At 62.1% G+C, this 18,143-nt stretch carries 5 protein-coding genes; all 5 read left to right on the top strand.

Features of this window, described 5'->3' with window-relative positions; genetic code table 11:
* Positions 1 to 66: 66 nt before the first annotated feature.
* The 5 genes from gspE to ACOYXJ_RS26085 all read left to right on the top strand — a co-directional run bounded on the left by gspE (position 67) and on the right by ACOYXJ_RS26085 (position 18,128).
* The gene (gene gspE, locus ACOYXJ_RS26105; protein WP_460372374.1) at positions 67 to 1,473 is read left to right on the top strand and encodes a type II secretion system ATPase GspE; all 1,407 of its coding nucleotides are present in this window, start codon (positions 67 to 69) and stop codon (positions 1,471 to 1,473) included.
* On the top strand, positions 1,473 to 2,681 hold the full coding sequence (gspF, locus tag ACOYXJ_RS26100) for a type II secretion system inner membrane protein GspF (RefSeq protein WP_460372372.1): 1,209 nt from the start codon (positions 1,473 to 1,475) through the stop codon (positions 2,679 to 2,681). Before gspE ends, gspF begins: the two co-directional genes overlap by 1 nt.
* 472 nt (positions 2,682 to 3,153) lie before the next feature.
* On the top strand, positions 3,154 to 4,266 hold the full coding sequence (locus ACOYXJ_RS26095; protein WP_150793514.1) for a substrate-binding domain-containing protein: 1,113 nt from the start codon (positions 3,154 to 3,156) through the stop codon (positions 4,264 to 4,266).
* A 96-nt stretch (positions 4,267 to 4,362) separates the two neighbouring features.
* Entirely contained in the window at positions 4,363 to 5,418 is a 1,056-nt protein-coding gene (locus tag ACOYXJ_RS26090) for a substrate-binding domain-containing protein (protein WP_460372370.1), read from the top strand.
* 215 nt (positions 5,419 to 5,633) lie between these two features.
* Positions 5,634 to 18,128, top strand: coding sequence for a filamentous haemagglutinin family protein (locus ACOYXJ_RS26085; RefSeq protein WP_460372368.1), 12,495 nt, complete (start codon positions 5,634 to 5,636; stop codon positions 18,126 to 18,128).
* Positions 18,129 to 18,143: the final 15 nt, after the last annotated feature.

The raw sequence follows: 18,143 nt of genomic DNA, 5'->3' as shown, positions 1-18,143 counted from the left end.
CAAACGTCCAAAGATCAAAAGATCGCAGCCTTCGGCAGCTCCTACAGGGATTGGGGAGGGCTTGAGATGAGTGCGCTGCCTTACGCCTGGGCCAAGGCGCAGCGGATTTTGTTGTGTGATGGGGTGTTGACGGTGTGTCCGTCAACGCCCGGCTGGTCGATCAGTGAGGCGCGGCGGCAGTTCGGTGCGACCACGATTCAGCGGGTGCGCGATGATGAGCTGGATGGCTTGCTCGCCGCCGCTTATGCCGACACTGGTAGTGCAGCGGCGGTGGTTGGGGCTGCGGAAAACGAAGTCGACCTCGACCGCCTGATGCAAGACATGCCGGAAATCACCGACCTGCTCGACACCCAGGACGGCGCGCCGGTGATTCGCATGATCAACGCCTTGCTCACCCAAGCGGCACGCGACGAGGCCAGCGACATCCACATCGAACCGTTCGAAACCCATTCGGTGGTGCGCTACCGCGTCGACGGCACGCTGCGCGATGTGGTCTCGCCGCGCAAGGCGTTGCACGGTGCGCTGGTGTCGCGGATCAAGATCATGGCGCAGCTCGACATCGCCGAAAAGCGCTTGCCACAGGATGGTCGCATCGCCTTGCGCGTGGCCGGTCGACCAATCGATATCCGTGTTTCCACCGTACCGACCGGGCATGGTGAAAGGGTGGTGATGCGTCTGCTCGACAAGCAGGCCGGGCGCCTGCATCTGGAAACCCTCGGCATGGACGCGCAGGTGCTGGCCAAACTCGACCACCTGATCCGCCAGCCCCACGGCATCGTTTTGGTCACCGGGCCCACCGGCAGCGGCAAAACCACCAGCCTCTACGCCGCACTGGCACGGCTCGATGCGAGCACCAGCAACATTCTCACCGTCGAGGATCCGGTGGAATATGACCTGCCGGGCATCAGCCAGATTCAGGTCAACGCCAAGATCGACATGACTTTTGCTTTGGCGTTGCGAGCGATCCTGCGCCAAGACCCGGACATCATCATGATCGGCGAAATCCGCGATCTCGAAACCGCACAAATCGCCGTGCAGGCCTCGCTGACCGGACATTTGGTGCTGGCGACCTTGCACACCAACGACGCAGTGTCGGCGGTCAACCGCTTGATCGACATGGGCGTCGAGCCGTTTCTGCTGGCCTCGTCGATGCTCGGGGTGCTCGCACAACGACTGGTGCGACGCCTGTGCAATCAGTGCAAGCAGGAAGACACGGCGACACCGGGCACGTGGCGACCGGTCGGCTGCCCGGCGTGCAATCAAACCGGCTACAGCGGCCGCACCGGCATTCACGAATTGTTCTGCATCGACGACGATATCCGCACACTGATCCACCAAGGGGCAGGGGAGCAGGCTCTGCGCGCATCTGCTGCCAAGGCCGGGATGTTCAGCCTGCGCGAGGACGGTGAACGCTGGATCCGCAGCGGCGCCACCGCGCCTGAAGAAATCCTCCGTGTGACACGGGACGCCTGATGAATCGCTATCGTTTTGAAGCCGCCGATGCGACCGGCAAGATCGAATCCGGGCACCTTGAGGCGGACAGCCAGGCTGCCGCGTTCACAACATTACGCGGGCGCGGTTTGACTGCGTTATCGGTGCACAAGGAAAGCAACGTCGCCCAGCATGGTGGTGGATTGTTCAGTGCCAAGCTCTCGGACAACGATTTGGCGTGGGCCACGCGGCAATTGGCGAGTCTGCTCGGGGCCAGCCTGCCGTTGGAAGCGGCGCTCAGTGCCACGGTCGAACAGGCCGAGAAAAAGCACATCGCCCATACGCTCAGTGCCGTGCGCGCGGATGTGCGCAGCGGCATGCGGCTGGCGGAATCACTGGCGGCGCGACCACGGGATTTCCCCGAGATCTATCGCGCGTTGATTGCGGCGGGGGAAGAGTCCGGCGATCTGGCGCAAGTGATGGAACGGCTGGCGGATTACATCGAGGAACGCAACAACCTGCGTGGCAAGATTCTCACCGCGTTTATCTATCCGGGTGTGGTTGGGCTGGTGTCGATCGGCATTGTGATTTTCCTGCTCAGTTACGTGGTGCCGCAGGTGGTCAGCGCGTTTTCCCAGGCGCGGCAGGATTTGCCCGGGCTGACGTTGGCGATGCTCAACGCCAGTGATTTCATCCGCAGTTGGGGCTGGCTGTGCGCGGGGATCATGGCTGGCGCGTTTTGGAGCTGGCGCCTGTACCTGCGCAATCCGGCGGCACGTTTGAGTTGGCATCATCGCGTGCTGAAGTTGCCGCTGTTCGGGCGTTTCATTCTGGGCCTGAACACCGCACGTTTTGCCTCGACCCTGGCGATTCTCGGCGGCGCCGGGGTGCCGTTATTGCGCGCGCTGGAAGCGGCGCGGCAGACCTTGTCCAATGATCGCTTGAGTTTGAGCGTCACTGAGGCCACGGCCAAGGTGCGTGAAGGCGTGAACCTTGCCGCTGCATTACGCGTGGAGAATGTGTTCCCTCCGGTGCTGATTCACCTGATCGCCAGTGGCGAAAAAACCGGATCGCTACCACCGATGCTCGAGCGCGCAGCGCAAACCCTGTCGCGGGATATCGAACGGCGGGCGATGGGCATGACGGCGTTGCTGGAGCCGCTGATGATTGTGGTAATGGGTGGGGTGGTGCTGGTGATTGTGATGGCGGTGTTGTTGCCGATCATTGAGATCAATCAGCTGGTCCAGTAGTGGTGTGTCTGAAATATTGATGGTGACTGGGCTGGCCTCTTCGCGAGCAGGCTCGCTCCCACAGGGGGAACGCATTTCAAATGTGGGAGCGAGCCTGCTCGCGAAGAGGCAAGTCCGGGCAACAAAAAATCCAGATTTTTTTCCAGGACTTCAGCATCACCCGACCCTCAAAAGAACCATCCTCGGGTTCTCCTTTCTGTCATCTGCAACCACCCGCCAACGCCTCCAGCCCGATTCAGCCAAACCCGCGATCCAGACGCTGCGCGACACCCGACAAACACCCGAGAAAATCCCTTCAGAAACACCACGCACCTCCCGAGGTTTTTTCCTTTATCTGTCACCGGAAGCTGCGAATTTCTCAGTGCGACTTAACCAAGGCCAACGCTAGCGAGGGCCCCGGTGAGTCCTCCCAGTGTCATGCAAGTCACCCGAAAACCTGTGTTCCCAAACCTAGTTGAAAAGGAGATTCTTCATGTTCAAGCGCACTCTGATCGCAGCTTCCCTGACCGTCGCCGCTCTGGCTTCCGCTCAAGCCATGGCCGTTACCGGTGGTGGTGCAACTCTGCCTGCCGCTCTGTACAAAGGTTCTGCCGACAGCATCCTGCCAGCCAACTTCTCCTACGCCGCCATCGGTAGCGGCGGTGGCAAAACTGCCTTCCTGACCAACAACCCGGCCGGCTTCAGCACCACCGGCACTGTGCACTTCGCCGGTAGCGACTCGATCCTCAGCGCTGCGGAACTCAACACCTACACCACCACTTACGGTGCTTCGTTCGGTCCGTTGATCCAGCTGCCTTCGGTAGCCACTTCGGTTGCCATCCCTTACAAAAAAGCCGGTCAGACTGCTCTGAACCTGACCAGCGCTCAGTTGTGCGATGCCTTCTCCGGCGCTAAAACCACTTGGGGCGCTTTGCTGGGCACTGCTGACACCACCCCGATTCGCGTGGTTTATCGCAACGTTTCCAGCGGCACTTCGGAAATCCTCAGCCGTCACTTGAACTCGGTCTGCCCGACCCAGTTCGCTACCAGCTCCACCTTCACCAACGCTCGTCTGCCAGCCGGTTCGGCACTGCCGTCGAACTGGGTCGGCGTCGCCAACACTTCCGATGTCGCCACTACCGTAAACGCGGTTGACGGTTCCATCGGTTATGTCGGTCCGGACGGCGTTGACGCTACCAGCAACGCTGTCGTTGCTCGCGTCAACGGTGTTCAGCCTACTTCGCTGAACGTGACTCTGGCCCTGTCGTCGGTGTCGGCTCCTTCGACTCCAGCCCAGGCTGCCAACCCTGCCAACTGGTCGCCAGTGGTGGCTAACCCGGCTTCCGGTTACAAACTGGCTGCCTACACCAACTTCATCTTCGGTCAATGCTACAAGGATGCAGCCGTGGCCGCGAGCGTCAAAGCCTTCCTGACCACTCACTACAGCAACCCGGGCAACAACACCGCGACTCAGGCTCACAAATTCGTCGCAGTGCCTAACGCCTGGAAAACCGCTGTCACCGCCAACTTCATCACCAACTCTTCGGGCAACAACCTGGACATCAACAACGCCAGCGTCTGCAACGCTATCGGTCGTCCTTTGTAAGTCGGTTGGTTCAGTCTGATGTGTAGATGGCGGCCCTTCGGGGCTGCCATTTTTTTTGGCTCCCGTTTGAGGGGGCGTTCGATAAGGAGATTGAGCATGTTCAAACGTATTGAAATGGTTTTAATGTCGGCTGCTGTGGCGCTGACATCGGCTCAGGCGATGGCCGTGACCGGTGGCGGCTCGACATTGCCTGCGGCGCTGTACACAGGTTCGGCGAACAGTATTCTGCCCACCAGCTTCAGTTACGCAGCCGTCGGTAGCGGCGCCGGCAAGACGGCGTTCCTGACCAACAATGCAGCCGGCTTCAACACCACTGGCACGGTGCACTTCGCCGCGAGCGATTCGATCCTCAGCGCTGCGGAACTCAGCACCTACAACAGCTACTTCGGTGTTTTGTTCGGCCCGCTGATCCAAGTGCCTTCGGTGGCCACTTCGGTTGCCATTCCCTACAAAAAAGCCGGTCAGACTGCACTGAACCTGACCAGTGCTCAGCTGTGCGATGTGTTCGCGGGCAACAAAACCACGTGGGGCGCTTTATTGGGCAGCGCTGACAACACACCGATCCGTGTTGTTTATCGCAACATTTCCAGTGGCACCACGGCCAGTACGAACTTCACCAATGCTCGCCTGCCATCCGGTTCGGCTCTACCTTCGAATTGGGTGGGTGTAGCCAGCAACTTTGATGTTGTCACGGCGGTGAACGCAGTTGACGGCTCCATCGGTTATTCCGGCCCTGATGGCCTCACCGTGGCGAACAATGCTGTGGTCGCCCGGGTTAACGGGGTGTTGCCGACGTTGGCCAATGTCACCCTCGCGCTGTCATCAGTAGCGTTGCCGAACACGCCTTACAACCCCGCGCAATGGGCACCGGTGGTGCCTAATCCGGCGGCGGGATACAAGCTGGCGGCCTATACCAACCTGATCTTCGGCCAGTGCTACAAGGATGCGGGTGTAGCGAGCGATGTCCGTGCCTTTTTGACCAGGCATTACAGTGTGCCCGGCAACGTCGCCGCCAGTGTGGCGCACGGTTTTGGTCCACTGCCCACGAACTGGAAAAACGCGGTAACCGCCAACTTCCTCAGCAACACCTCTGGCAACAACCTCGACATCAACAACCCTTACGTCTGCAACGGCATCGGCCGTCCGCTTTGAACACATGCACCTTTGATTCACGGCAGCCCTTTGCGGGCTGCCTTTCTTTTGAGCGCTCGGCGCTCCAGGTCCGCGAATACTCCCCCAACATGAAGTTTGTGTGACATCCGTTCGGTCGCGCCCCTCGCCAACTGCCTATGACGTAACAGCAGGTTTTTGCAGGCCTGCGGCATCTTTGGCAACCAAAGTGTGGCAATCAAAAGGATCTCGTAGTGATGCTCGCTCGCCCATCCCGTCGTCGTACCAACGTTCAGTCCTTCAAGCGTGAAGCCGTGGATCCGGCGCTGTGGCTGCTCAAGCCGCTGGCGCACGCCGTGGCGTTGTGTCTGGTGGCGGGCAGCGCGCAGGCGCAGACGGCGTTCAGTTCGAACTGGTTTGCCGCCAAGGGCGCCGCGCAGCAAGCGGCAGCAGCACGGCCGAGCGTGGGCGGGTTGCCGGGGATGACGCCGCCATTGGCCCAGCAGCAGAAGGCCAATCAACAGTTGCAGCGTTCAATCCAGACCTTGAACAACACCGTCGCGGCGATTGCCGCGCAACAAGCGGCGCAGGCGGCCGGGCGTGCTGCCGCGTTGGGCACGGTGCAGGTTGTGCCGGACGGGCTGGGTGAGGGCGGTTTGAAAGTCGATAACAGCCTGGCTCAGGGCTGGCAGAACGCCAAAGGCCCGCAACAGACCCAGGCCGACGGCAAGACCACAGTGAAGATCGAGCAAACCGCCGACAAGGCGATTCTCAACTGGGAAACCTTCAACGTCGGGCGCAACACCACCGTTGAATTCGCCCAGCAGTCGAACTGGGCGGTGCTCAACCGGGTCAATGACCCGAGCGCGCGGGCCAGCCAGATTCAGGGCCAGATCAAGGGCGCCGGCACGGTGATGCTGATCAACCGCAACGGCATCGTCTTCAGCGGCAGTAGTCAGGTCAACGTGCGCAACCTGGTGGCAGCGGCGGCCAACATCACCGACATCCAGTTCCGCGATCGTGGCCTGTATTTCGACAGCATCGGCACGCAGCCGACCTTCACCGATGCTGCCGGCAAGGTGTTGGTGGAACGCGGTGCTGCCATCGCAACCCACCAGCCGGCGTCGTCTACCGATGCTGGCGGCTATGCGTTGCTGCTCGGCAACGAAGTGCAGAACGACGGCAGCATCAGCACCGCCAAAGGCCAGACCGTGCTGGCCGCCGGTGACCGTTTCTACATTCGCAAAGGTTCGGGCACCGAGGGTAATGCGCTGTCCACCACCTTCGGCAACGAAGTCATCCCCGGCTTCAAGGCCGGCGCGGTGACGGGTAAAGTCACCAACAACGGCTTGATCCAGTCCGCCACCGGCGACATCACCCTGACCGGCCATGAGGTGGTGCAGAACGGTGTGTTGCTCGCCAGCACTTCCGTGGCTACGCGCGGCACGATTCACTTGACCAACCCCAGCACCGACAGCAACGGCAGCGTTACGCTGGGGCAGGGCAGCGCCACGGCCATCATGCTCGACAGCAGTGATCTCAGCGCCCTCGACAGTCAGCGCGACGCGAGCCTGACCAATGTCAGCGCGAACAACCGGATCCGTGGCGACCAGTCACGCATCGAGTTGCAGAGCGGCGGTACCGTCGAGTTCCAGAGCGGCTCGATCACCCTGGCCACTGGCGGCCAGGTCGCGGTCAGTGCACAACGCCGCAGCCTGGTGCGTGACGGCGCGATGATCGATGTGTCCGGTGCCCTTGGCGTCAAAGTGGCGATGGAAAACAACAGCATCAAGATCAACGTGCAAGGTAACGAGCAGCGCGATGCCTCGGTCAACCGCGAGAAAGGTGCGCTCAACAGCAATGACATCTGGGTCGATGTGCGCGAGCTGGTTTATGTGCCGGCAGGCACCAACGGTTATGCCACCGATCGCTGGTACACGGCGGGCGGTTTGCTCGAAGTCGGCGGTTATCTCGGCACGCAGGGCCACAGCGTTGGCGAGTGGATGGCCCAGGGCGGCACGGTGAGTTTTGCCGGCAACGACGTGGTCACGGAAAAAGGGTCGTTGATCAATCTGTCCGGCGGCACCCTGGATGTGCAGAGCGGCGAGATCCGCCAGAGCTGGCTGCGCGGCGCCGACGGCAAGTTGTATGAAGTGTCCCGTGCGCCGGGGGATCTGCTCTACACCGGCCTGTACAAAGGCTATGAGGACAACAGCGAACGCTGGGGCCACACCAGCTATTTCTACAATCCGCTGATCGCGCCGCGCTCACGCTTCGAATCGGGTTACACCGTCGGCCGTGACGCCGGGCAACTGGTGGTCGCCACCGCCAATGCGGTACTCGACGGGCAAATGATTGGCGAGGTGTATCAGGGCGAACGGCAGAATCAGGCAGCGAAACCGGTGCTTGATGGCTATGAACAGAGTCAGACCGCACTGGCGCGCCGCGCGCAGTTGATTGTCGGCAGTTATGACCCGACCTATGTCGCCGCCGCGAGCGGCTTGTTGTACACGCTCAATCCGACGCTCGACCAAGTGCAAATCGGCGGCGAGCGCCCGGTCGCTGGCAGTGATCTGGATCTGGGCGGTGCGGTGTCCGATGCGCGCAAGGGCAAGTTGTATCTCGATAACGATCAACTCAATGGCTTCCGGCTCGGTGCGCTCAAGGTCGCGGCCAGAGATCAGGTTGTTGTTGACGGTGCGCTGACGGTCGATAGCGGTGGCGACATCACCTTGTATTCCCCGGACGTGCAGATCGGCGCAGACCTGACCGCGCGCGGCGGTAGCCTGCGCCTGGGCAACGTGCTCAATCAGTTCCTCAGTAGCGACACTGCCGACACTCGGCTCACGGCGAAGGTCGATAAGGCGACGCAGGTAAAAGTGGCCGACGGTGTGCGACTCGATACTCGTGGCGTGTGGAGCAACCTGCGCACCAACCCGGACGATGGCGCCAGCCTCGCGTACTTGAATGGCGGTCTGCTGTCGATCCGCAGCAGTGGCGATATCGACATTGGTGCGGGCAGCTTGCTCGATGTGTCTTCCGGCGGTGCCGTATTGGCCAACGGCAAGACCCGCGGTGGCAAGGGGGGCGATTTGACGCTGGAATCCAGTGCGATTTCGGCGCCCGGTAAAACCCACCTCAACCTTGCGGGCGATTTGCGTGGCTACGGTGTCACGGGCGGCGGCACGCTGACGGTGCAGGCCAACAAAATACTCGTCGGTCAGACCGACAAGGTGCTGGCCGACAACACCCTGCAGCTGTCTGCCGATCTGTTCAGCAAGGGTTTTTCCGCTTACAACCTGATCGGCCTGAGCGGGCTGGATGTGGCCGAAGGCACAGCGATTGACATCACACTTCCGGTGTACCGATTTGGTGATGCCGCGCCGAATCAGGTCAGTGGTGTCGACCCGCAAACGGCGCTGGAGTTGTGGACGCCGTCGCTGTTCCAGGAAAACCCGACCAAGGGCCTGCTGACCCAACGCGGCGGCGCCAGCCTGACGTTGCAGGGCGGCGCCAGTCTGATCGGTTTGATCGATGCCGCCAACAGCGCGTTGACGCTGGGTCGCGGTTCGCGCATCAGCGTCGATCCGGGGCAGAGCATCAAACTGCGCGGTGCCGGGCAGATTACGGTTGAAGGTGAACTGAATGCCTGGGGCGGTACGATTGATATTCGTCAGCAGCAGTTCGGTTCGAACAAACCGGCGACCGCCATTATCGTGGCCGATCCGAACGCCCACGACCGGTCTATATGGATCGGTGAGCAGGCTGTCCTCGATGTCGCCGGGCGCGCCAACACGGCAATCGATGCGTTGGGCCGAACTTACGGTCAGGTCGGCAAGGGTGGCAGCATCATCATCGGCGGCGAAATCGATTCGAAACTGGCCACTGCCACGGCCGCCGATGCCTACGTGATCGTGCGTCAGGGCGCCCGGCTGGACGCCTCTGGCGCCGAAGCCATGCTCGATATCGCCGGCCAGGGCCTGACCCGCGTTGCGACGGATGGCGGGCGTATCAGCCTGAGTGCTTACAACGGTCTGTTCCTTGATGGCAACTTGCGTGCGGCGGCGGGCGGTGTCGGCGCTGCTGGCGGTCGTCTGGACATCGCCCTGGAAACGCCGCTGTATGCTGACTCGGCAAGCAATGCAGTACGCGCGCCGAGAGAGATGATCATTGGCCAGGGGGCGGGCGACAAGTCGCTCGCGCAGGATCTGCGGCCGGGCGAGGGCGCCGATGGCCTGCGTTATGGTCAGACGCGCTTGAGTGCAGACAGCTTGATGGCGGGCGGCTTCGATAACCTGAGCCTGTTGAGCAACGGTTTGCTGTCGTTTGACGGCGACGTCAATCTGCATATGAAACAGAGCCTGACGATGTACGCCGGGGCGTTGTCTCTGGCGCAAACCTCCGAGAGCACGAGTCGCGTCGATTTGAGCGCGCCGTACCTGCGCTTGTCCGGCGTGGGCACTTACCACGCGGGTTTCGGCCTGATACGGCCGCGATTGACCCTGAATCCGACGACTGAGCTGTCAGACGCGACCTTCAATGCGTCGGCGAACCTGCTGGACGTGGGCAATGGTCTGTCGTTCGGTACGCAGGGTTCGATCCTGCAGCTCAGCGCGCCGGCGGTTGCGTATAGCCGACGGGCATTTGGTCTGGTGAACTTCGATAGCAGCGGCGATCTGCGTTTCCTTGCGCCCAATGATGGTGCCGAAAAAACCCGGCTGTGGACGCCGGGGGACTTGAACCTGGGGGCTGCACAAATCTATCCCGCCAGTGGTGTCCAGGCTGAAGTGCGCGTCGGTTATCAGGGCGCCGTTGTGGTGTCCGACCACACGCTGCGGATCAGCGGCCGCGGCGCTGCGCCCGCTGCGGTGCCGTACTCGGTCTTCGGCAATCTGAGTTTTTCCGCTGCGTACATCGAGCAGGGCGGTGTGGTGCGGGCGCCGCTGGGCAAGATTGTCCTGGGCGACGATTTGCTGAGCACCAGTCATGAAGTGCGACTGCTGTCCGGCAGCACCACGTCGGTCAGTGGCGCCGGGCTGGTCATGCCATACGGTGGCACTACGGACGGCATCGACTATCTCTACAACGGTAAATCGGTGGTGTTGAACGGCGTCACGGGCGAAAGGAACGGCGTGGCAATCGGTGGGCAATACGTTGAGGTGCAGAACGGTGCGCTGATCGATCTGTCCGGTGGTGGCGATCTGCGCGGCGCCGGTTTCATCTCCGGGCGCGGCGGTTCTACCGATGCGCGCTTCAATCCACTGGTGCGCAATGCCACCGATGGCACCTTCAGTTTGCCGGGGCTGGCGAGCAACCCGGTCTACGCCATCGTGCCGGGCAATCAGGGCAGCTACGCGCCGATACTGGCCGAAGCCGGAGCGGTCGATCCGCGCATCGGCCAGCAGATTACTATTGGTGCCGGCGTGCCGGGGCTGGCGGCGGGTACTTACACGCTTTTGCCATCCACCTTTGCCTTGTTGCCGGGAGCGTTCCGGGTCGAGGTCAACGGTCAGGCAGCGCCGGGTGCGACGACGGCAGCGTTGCAGCTGCGCAATGGGTCGTGGACCAGCAGCGGGCAGATGTCGATTGCCAACACCGGTCTGCGCGACAGCCTGGCCAGTCAGGTGATCCTGACGTCGGCGGACGTATTGCGCCGCTACTCGCAGTACAACGAAACCGGTTTTACCTCGTTCATCCGCAGCGATGCCGCTCGGCGCGGGGTGCCTCAGGCGTTGGCGCCGATGGACGGCAAGACCCTCGATCTGCGTCTGAGCAGCGGTGGTCAGCAAGACATCGCTTTGCAGTTCAACGGGCGTGCACTGTTCAATGCCGCCGAGGGTGGTCGGGTCGGGACGGCGGTGGTGCGCGGCGGTTATGCCGGCAGCAACCTGGAAATCCTCGGTGCCGGGCAGGCGCCGACGGCGGACGCCAGAGGTGTGTCGTTGTACGCCGACACGCTCAACAATCTGAATGCCGGGCGTCTGACCCTCGGTGCCATGCCGGATGTTCTGTACGGCACGACCGGCAACATCATTGGTTTCGTCGGTTCCACCAACAATATTGTTTTGCGTGAAGGCGCGGTCCTGTCAGCGCCGGAAGTCTTGTTGCGCACCACTGCGGCCACGGGCGGCATTACGGTCGAGGCGGGGGCCGGGATCAACACGCTCGGTCGCGGCAACGTGCCTTACGATTCAACGTCAGGGTTTCTCTATGAGCCCGGCAAGGCAGGGTTGCTGGTGGTTTCGAACGGCTGGACCAATGTCCTGGCGCCCGCGCTGGGTAACAATCTCGACGGTGCGGGGGCGATCCGTATCGGCCTCTGTTCGACCGGGGATTGCAGCAGCCCATCGCAGCTCTACTCAAACGGCAGCATCACGGCGGCGACCGACAAGCAGTTTGAATTGGGCGAAGCCGTGCGCTTCGGTACTCGCCAACTGGCGCTGGCTGTCGGCGCGGTCAATGCCGGGAGTGCCGAGGCGCTGGCGGCGGCGGGCAGTCGCGTGCCGGCCGGTTTGACCTTGAACCAGAACGTGCTTGATCGACTGCTGCGCGGTGACACGCAATTCGGCGCACCCGCCCTGGAAACCCTGAGCCTGACCACTCGCGATGCCTTCAATTTCTATGGCAGTGTGATCCTCGACACGCTTGATCCACAGACCGGCCTGAGCAAACTGCAGAACCTGGTGCTGGTCACGCCGGCGATCTACGGTCTGGGCGATGCCAATGATGTGGCGACCATCCGCACCAACAACCTGATCTGGAACGGTGCCACGCAGAGCCCCGGCGGGGTGATCACCGCCGGCGCCGGCACCGGGCAGGGCACGCTGGATATCCAGGCGCGGCGCATCGAACTGGGTTACGGCCCGATGCCACAACCGAGCGGGCTGGATCAGAACAATCGTCTGGCGCTAGGCTTTGCCAACGTCAACCTGACAGCCAGCGAGCGCATTACCGCCAACCACAAGGGCAGCCTGGCGGTGTATCAGCAGCAGGGCGCTTACGACCCGCTCACGGGCTACAGCTACAGCGGTGGTGACCTGAATCTGCGTACGCCGTTGCTCACCGGTGAGGCGGCGTCGGTCAACCTGCTCAAGGCCGGCAATAACCTGACGCTCAGCGGTGGTGGCACTTCCGGGGTCGCGGAGGCATTGGGTGCAGAACTCAATCTTGAGGCGCGCAACATCGTGCTCGACAGCCGTATCGCCTTGGCCAGCGGCAAACTGACGGTGAAGTCCGAAGGCGATTTGACCCTGGGCAGCGCTGCGGTGCTGGACATGGCCGGGCGCACGCTGCCGTTCAACGATGTGAACAAATACAGCTGGGGCGGCGACGTGTCGCTGTACAGCGCCAACGGCAATATCCGTCAAGCGGCGGGCTCGCGGATCGATCTGTCGGCGAAGAACAACCAGGCCGGTAACCTCAGCGCCATTGCGTTGGCCGACGCGGCCGGGACAGTCGATTTGCAGGGTGAAATCCTCGGCGGCAGCAGCGGTTATTACGATGCCGGCGGCACGCTGGTGCCGTACAAGGCCGGGGGCGTGGACATTCGCGCGCAAAATCTGGGCGCAGATGCCAGCGCGCAGTTTGCCGCGCTCAATCAGCGCCTGAACGCCGGGCAGGTGTTTGGCAGCCGCAGCTTGCAACTCAAGCAAGGTAATCTGCTGATCGGCGATGGCCTCAAGGCCAGTGACATCAGTGTCTCGGTGGACAGCGGCAGCCTGACCGTGGCCGGTCTGATCGACGCCAGTGGCGAGCGCGTCGGCAACATTCGTCTGTCGGCGAAAAATGGTCTGGCGCTGGCTGGCAACAGCGTGCTCGACGCTCATGGTCGAGTCCTGCGCGTCGACAGCTACGGCAAGATCATCGACGCGCCGAACCGCGCCACGGTGGAACTCAATTCCGGTGAGGGTGTACTCACGCTGGCGTCCGGCGCGCGGATCGACCTGCGTCACGGCACCGATGCGGTGCCCGGTTTCCTTGCAGGACAAAACGATGGAATGCTGCGCGGCACTCTTGAACTCAACGCGCCGCGTCTGGGCAGCAATGACATCGCCATCGACGCCAGCGGTGCGTTGACCATTCAGGGTGCTCGCTCCATTGGCCTCAACGGTACACGCCGCTACACCGATGCCCGCGATGGCGTCGATCAAGCGGTCAGTGGCCGACCGTATCAAGTCATCGATCAAGCCATGCTCGAGCGCATTCACGCTGACAGCGACACCTTTATCAACGCCGCGCTGGGCAACAGCGATCTGCTGCAACGCAAACTTGCCGGGCTGAACAACGCCAATTACGCCGACGCTTTCCATCTGCGCCCGGGGGTGGAAATCGCCAGCAAGACGGCTGACGGCGACCTGGTGGTGGAGGGCGATCTGGACTTGTCCGGTTACCGTTACGCCAGCCTGAATCCACACACGCGCCTGAATCCGTCGATCTACGGGTCAGGGGAGGCTGGCAGTCTGGTGATCCGCGCCGGCGGCAACCTCGACATTTACGGCAGCATCAACGACGGCTTCGCGCCGCCGCCAGAAACCCAGGATGACGCCGGCTGGAAACTGATCGCCGGTGTGCAGCCGTTCGGTGGCGACCTGATCGTGCCGGGCACTGGTGTGTCGCTGGCCGAAGGTACGCAGTTCCCGATAGGCGCCACACTCAATTACGACGTGACCCTCCAGGGGGCGGTATTGGCCAGCGGCACGTTGTTGCCGACTCAGGCGGTGCTGGGGGAGGCGTACACCTTCAGTGCGGGCACCGTGCTGTCGGGGGCGATTCACGACCAGAACGGTAACCTGTTGTACGCCGCCGGCACGCTGCTCAGCGACAGTGTGACGCTGCTTGCCGAAACACGTCTGGGTGCCGGTATTCGCTTGAACAAGGCCACCGCCCTGCAAGCGCTGAACTGGCCCAAGGGCGTGCCGTTGCCAAGCGTTTACGATGCAGATCTGACGACCTTCTCCGGCGTGAAGTTAAAGGGCGAGCTGGCCTTGCTGCGTGGTTCGCTGATTCCGTCGATGACCGATGTAAAGCTCGCCGAAGGCACTTCGCTGATCGAATTGCGCCCGTTCAACGGCACGCAACAAGGCAAGAACTGGGCGGTGGCCAGCATGCTACCGTCGGGCAGCGCTTCCTGGTCGATGCGCGTGGTGGCCGGTGCAGATCTTGATGCTGCCGACAGCCGTGCGGTCAAACCGCTGACCCCTGAAGGCAATCTGCGCTTGGCGGATACTCACTACGGCGTCAACATCACCACGGCGGCGGGGAAGCTGGTCTGGGCTCCAGATAATCCGTTCTTTACCCCCTACGAGCCAGTGCCTGATGACATGCTCGAGTATTGCCAGCAGATTGCCGACTTGTGCGTACCCATGGCCCGTTGGGTCTGGGCGCCAGGCAGCGGAATGGGACCGGACTACGAGCCGGTTCCCGATGACGCTCAATTCATCTGTGATCTACAGCCGGAACTGTGCATCGGCAACAATCCCGGGAAAACGGCCAAAGCCCATACGCAGATGTTCAGTGTTCTGCGCACCGGCACGGGTGATCTCGACCTGATCGCTGCAGGCAATCTGAGCATGGATTCACCGTTCGGCGTGTACACCGCCGGCACACAGTCAGCGGATATCGATCCGCTCTATAACCAGCCGCGCGCGCATCTTTCGGATAACAATTCGGTGCTCGGCACGGCCGGTGCCGCTTATGAAAAATGGGTCGACGGCGGTAGCGACAGCCTTTATCAGGCCTGGTATCCGCAATTGGGCGGCAATCTGAACATCAATGCCGGTGGCTCGGTTTCCGGAGATTCCGTCGGTGCGAAAGCGCAATCGTTGAATGGCGGTTTCCGCGAGCAGATCGCCAGTGCGTCAGTGGGCAACTGGCTGTGGCGCCAAGGCACGGGAAACCCGGATGTGCCCACCGCCTGGTGGATCAACTTCGGCAGCTACGCGACGCAGTTGCTGACATCTGACGGTAATACCGAACCGTATCTGATGGGCTTCACCGGATTCGGCACCCTGGGCGGCGGTAACATCAGTCTGCGTGTCGGTGGTGACGCCGGTATGCTCAGACCGTTGGGCGATGCGGGTAATTATCCGCGCAGCCAAGGACTTATCGTTGCCGTAGGCAGCACCGGACGTGTCGCCAACGATGGCAGCGTGCAGATGACCGGCGGCGGCGACATGGACATTCGCATTGGTGGTGCACTCAACCCTTCGCTGCAGGCGCGGGCCGGAGACAACGGGACCGGGCAACCCAGACATGACCTGCAAGGTGCACTGATCAATTTGCGTGGTGCGGCGCAATTGACAGGAGGGGCACTGGGCGGCATCAACCTGCAATACGGTGCCTTTTCCCGGTCGCATGATGTCCGCGAAACTCGACCGCTGGATCCGTTCACCTCCACGACCAGCAACGCCTCCGGTGGCCTGGTGCTGATTCCCGGCGATTCGGGCATGAGCCTCAGCACCCGTGGTGACCTGGTGCTGGGCGGCGCGGGCGATCCCGGTCGCGTGGGCCTGTTCAATGCCACGCCACTGCTTGATGACAACGGCAATATCCGTACTGGCGGTATCCTGAGCGGCTTCTCGCTATGGACCGATCACACTGCAATCGATCTGTTTTCCGCCGGAGGCAATCTCACTCCCAGCACTCAATTGGCCGAGGCCGATGCGAATCTTACCCCTGTGAGTGGCGCCAATTCGTCGCCCACCGATGGACGTTTTGTGTACCCGTCGATTCTTCGGGCTGTGGCTGCTCAGGGGTCGATTTATGCCGGGCCATCGGCGGCGTACAGCGAGCGCGACTTGTCGCGGACAACCGCTTATTCATTGTTATTGGCCCCTTCGACATCCGGACAACTCGAACTGTTGGCGGGCGACTCCATCTACGCGGGCGGCTACGCAATCAATCAGTCGGGTGCCAGCCCGCTGGCCATCGCCACGCCGTTCAGGCCGTCATTTCTCGCCTTTGCCAGCAATAACCCCAACACGCCATTCGATAGCAACTACGGCAGTGACGGCGTTAAACCGGACAGTAATTTGCGTTATCCATTGTTCGCTTTTGGACCCGACAGCTTTTCCGGTTTGAATGATGTGCAGGGGCCGGCACGGTTCTATGCCCTGACAGGCGATCTGGTGGGGATACGCAGTGGTGAGACGTTGAGTTTCGATACGTCGAAACGCACCTGGTACGAAGCCGCCGGCCCTGTCTGGATGATTGCCGGACGTGACATCGTGGCATCCGGGACCAACCTGGGCCAACCGACAGCCGTGCAGCCCGATGAGATGGGCGTGGGTCGGGAGGGCATCATCTCGACCGGCAACCTGTTCGTTCATAACGATCCGCGAGATGTATCGCGGGTGTCGGCAGGACGAGACATCCTTTATAGCAGCTTCGATATTGCCGGTCCGGGTACGCTGGACATTAATGCCGGGCGCAACATCCTCATGGAAAACCGTGCCAGCATCACCAGTCTCGGCTCGATAGTTGCCGGGGATCAGCGCCCTGGTGCCAGCGTGGTATTGCAGGCGGGCGTGGGCGCGCAGGGGCCGGATTACACAAGGTTCATCGCGCGTTACCTGAACCTGCAGAACCTTGCTGATCCGAATGCCACGCTCAACGGTCAGCCGGGCAAAGTGGTCAAGACCTACCTAGACGAGCTGCAGAGCTGGCTGACCCTCGGCTACGGCTTCAGCGGCAACGCAGAGCAGGCACAGACGTTCTACGCCGCGCTGCCGAGTGCCGAGCAGGCGATCTTCGCCCGCCAGGTGTACTTCGCCGAACTGCGTGCCGGCGGCCTGGAATACAACGATGTCGACGGTCCGCGCCAAGGCAGTTATCTGCGTGGTCGCAACGCCATCGCTGCGTTGTTCCCGACCACTGATGTGGCCGGTAATCCGATCCGTTACGACGGCGACATCACGCTGTACGGCGGGGCAGGGGTCAAGACCCTGTTCGGCGGCGACATCCAGATGCTTACGCCGGGCGGCGGTCAGGTGTTCGGCATCGAAGGCGCGGCGCCACCGTCGACAGCGGGGATCATCACTCAGGGGTCGGGCAACATTCAGCTCTATTCGCAGGGCAGTATCTTGCTCGGCCAGAGCCGGATCATGACCACGTTTGGCGGCTCGATTCTCGGCTGGTCGGCCGAGGGCGACATCAACGCCGGTCGTGGCTCGAAAACCACTGTGGTCTACACCCCGCCGAAACGCGTCTACGACACCTGGGGCAACGTGACCTTGTCGCCGTCGGTGCCAAGCACCGGCGCGGGTATTGCCACGCTCAACCCGATCGCCGAAGTGGCACCGGGCGACATCGACCTGATCGCGCCGCTGGGCACCATCGATGCCGGAGAGGCGGGGATTCGCGTGTCGGGCAACGTCAACATCGCCGCGCTGACGGTGGTCAACGCCGCGAACATTTCGGTGCAGGGCAAGGCGACGGGTGTGCCGGTGGTGTCGGCGGTGAATACCGGGGCGATTACTTCGGCCAGTTCGGCAGCGTCGTCGGCCACCCAAGCGGCGGAAGACGTGGCGCGTCAGCAGCAAGCGGCAGCGCGGCAGAATCAGGCGTCGGTGTTTACCGTGCAGGTGTTGAGTTTCGGCAATGAGCAGCTCGCGCCGTCGCGCGATGGCGCCAGCCGCGCTCCGGCCCCGGGTTACAACCCGAACAGCCCGGTGCAGGTGTTGGGCGCCGGGGCGCTGGATGATCAGGCGAAACAGCAGTTGACCGAGGAGGAGCGTGGGCAACTGACGTTGTAAAAGACTCTCGTGTAG

Source organism: Pseudomonas sp. Tul2A7, assembly GCF_054790505.1.
The sequence above is the reverse complement of the archived record's forward strand: the minus strand, read 5'-3'. Positions and strand labels throughout refer to the sequence as shown.

What these genes read in the sequence shown, in the direction of transcription:
- gspE (WP_460372374.1), top strand. Translation starts at nt 67, where the DNA reads ATGAGTGCGCTGCCTTACGCCTGGGCCAAGGCGCAGCGGATTTTGTTG.
- ACOYXJ_RS26095 (WP_150793514.1), top strand. Translation starts at nt 3,154, where the DNA reads ATGTTCAAGCGCACTCTGATCGCAGCTTCCCTGACCGTCGCCGCTCTG.
- gspF (WP_460372372.1), top strand. Translation starts at nt 1,473, where the DNA reads ATGAATCGCTATCGTTTTGAAGCCGCCGATGCGACCGGCAAGATCGAA.
- ACOYXJ_RS26085 (WP_460372368.1), top strand. Translation starts at nt 5,634, where the DNA reads ATGCTCGCTCGCCCATCCCGTCGTCGTACCAACGTTCAGTCCTTCAAG.
- ACOYXJ_RS26090 (WP_460372370.1), top strand. Translation starts at nt 4,363, where the DNA reads ATGTTCAAACGTATTGAAATGGTTTTAATGTCGGCTGCTGTGGCGCTG.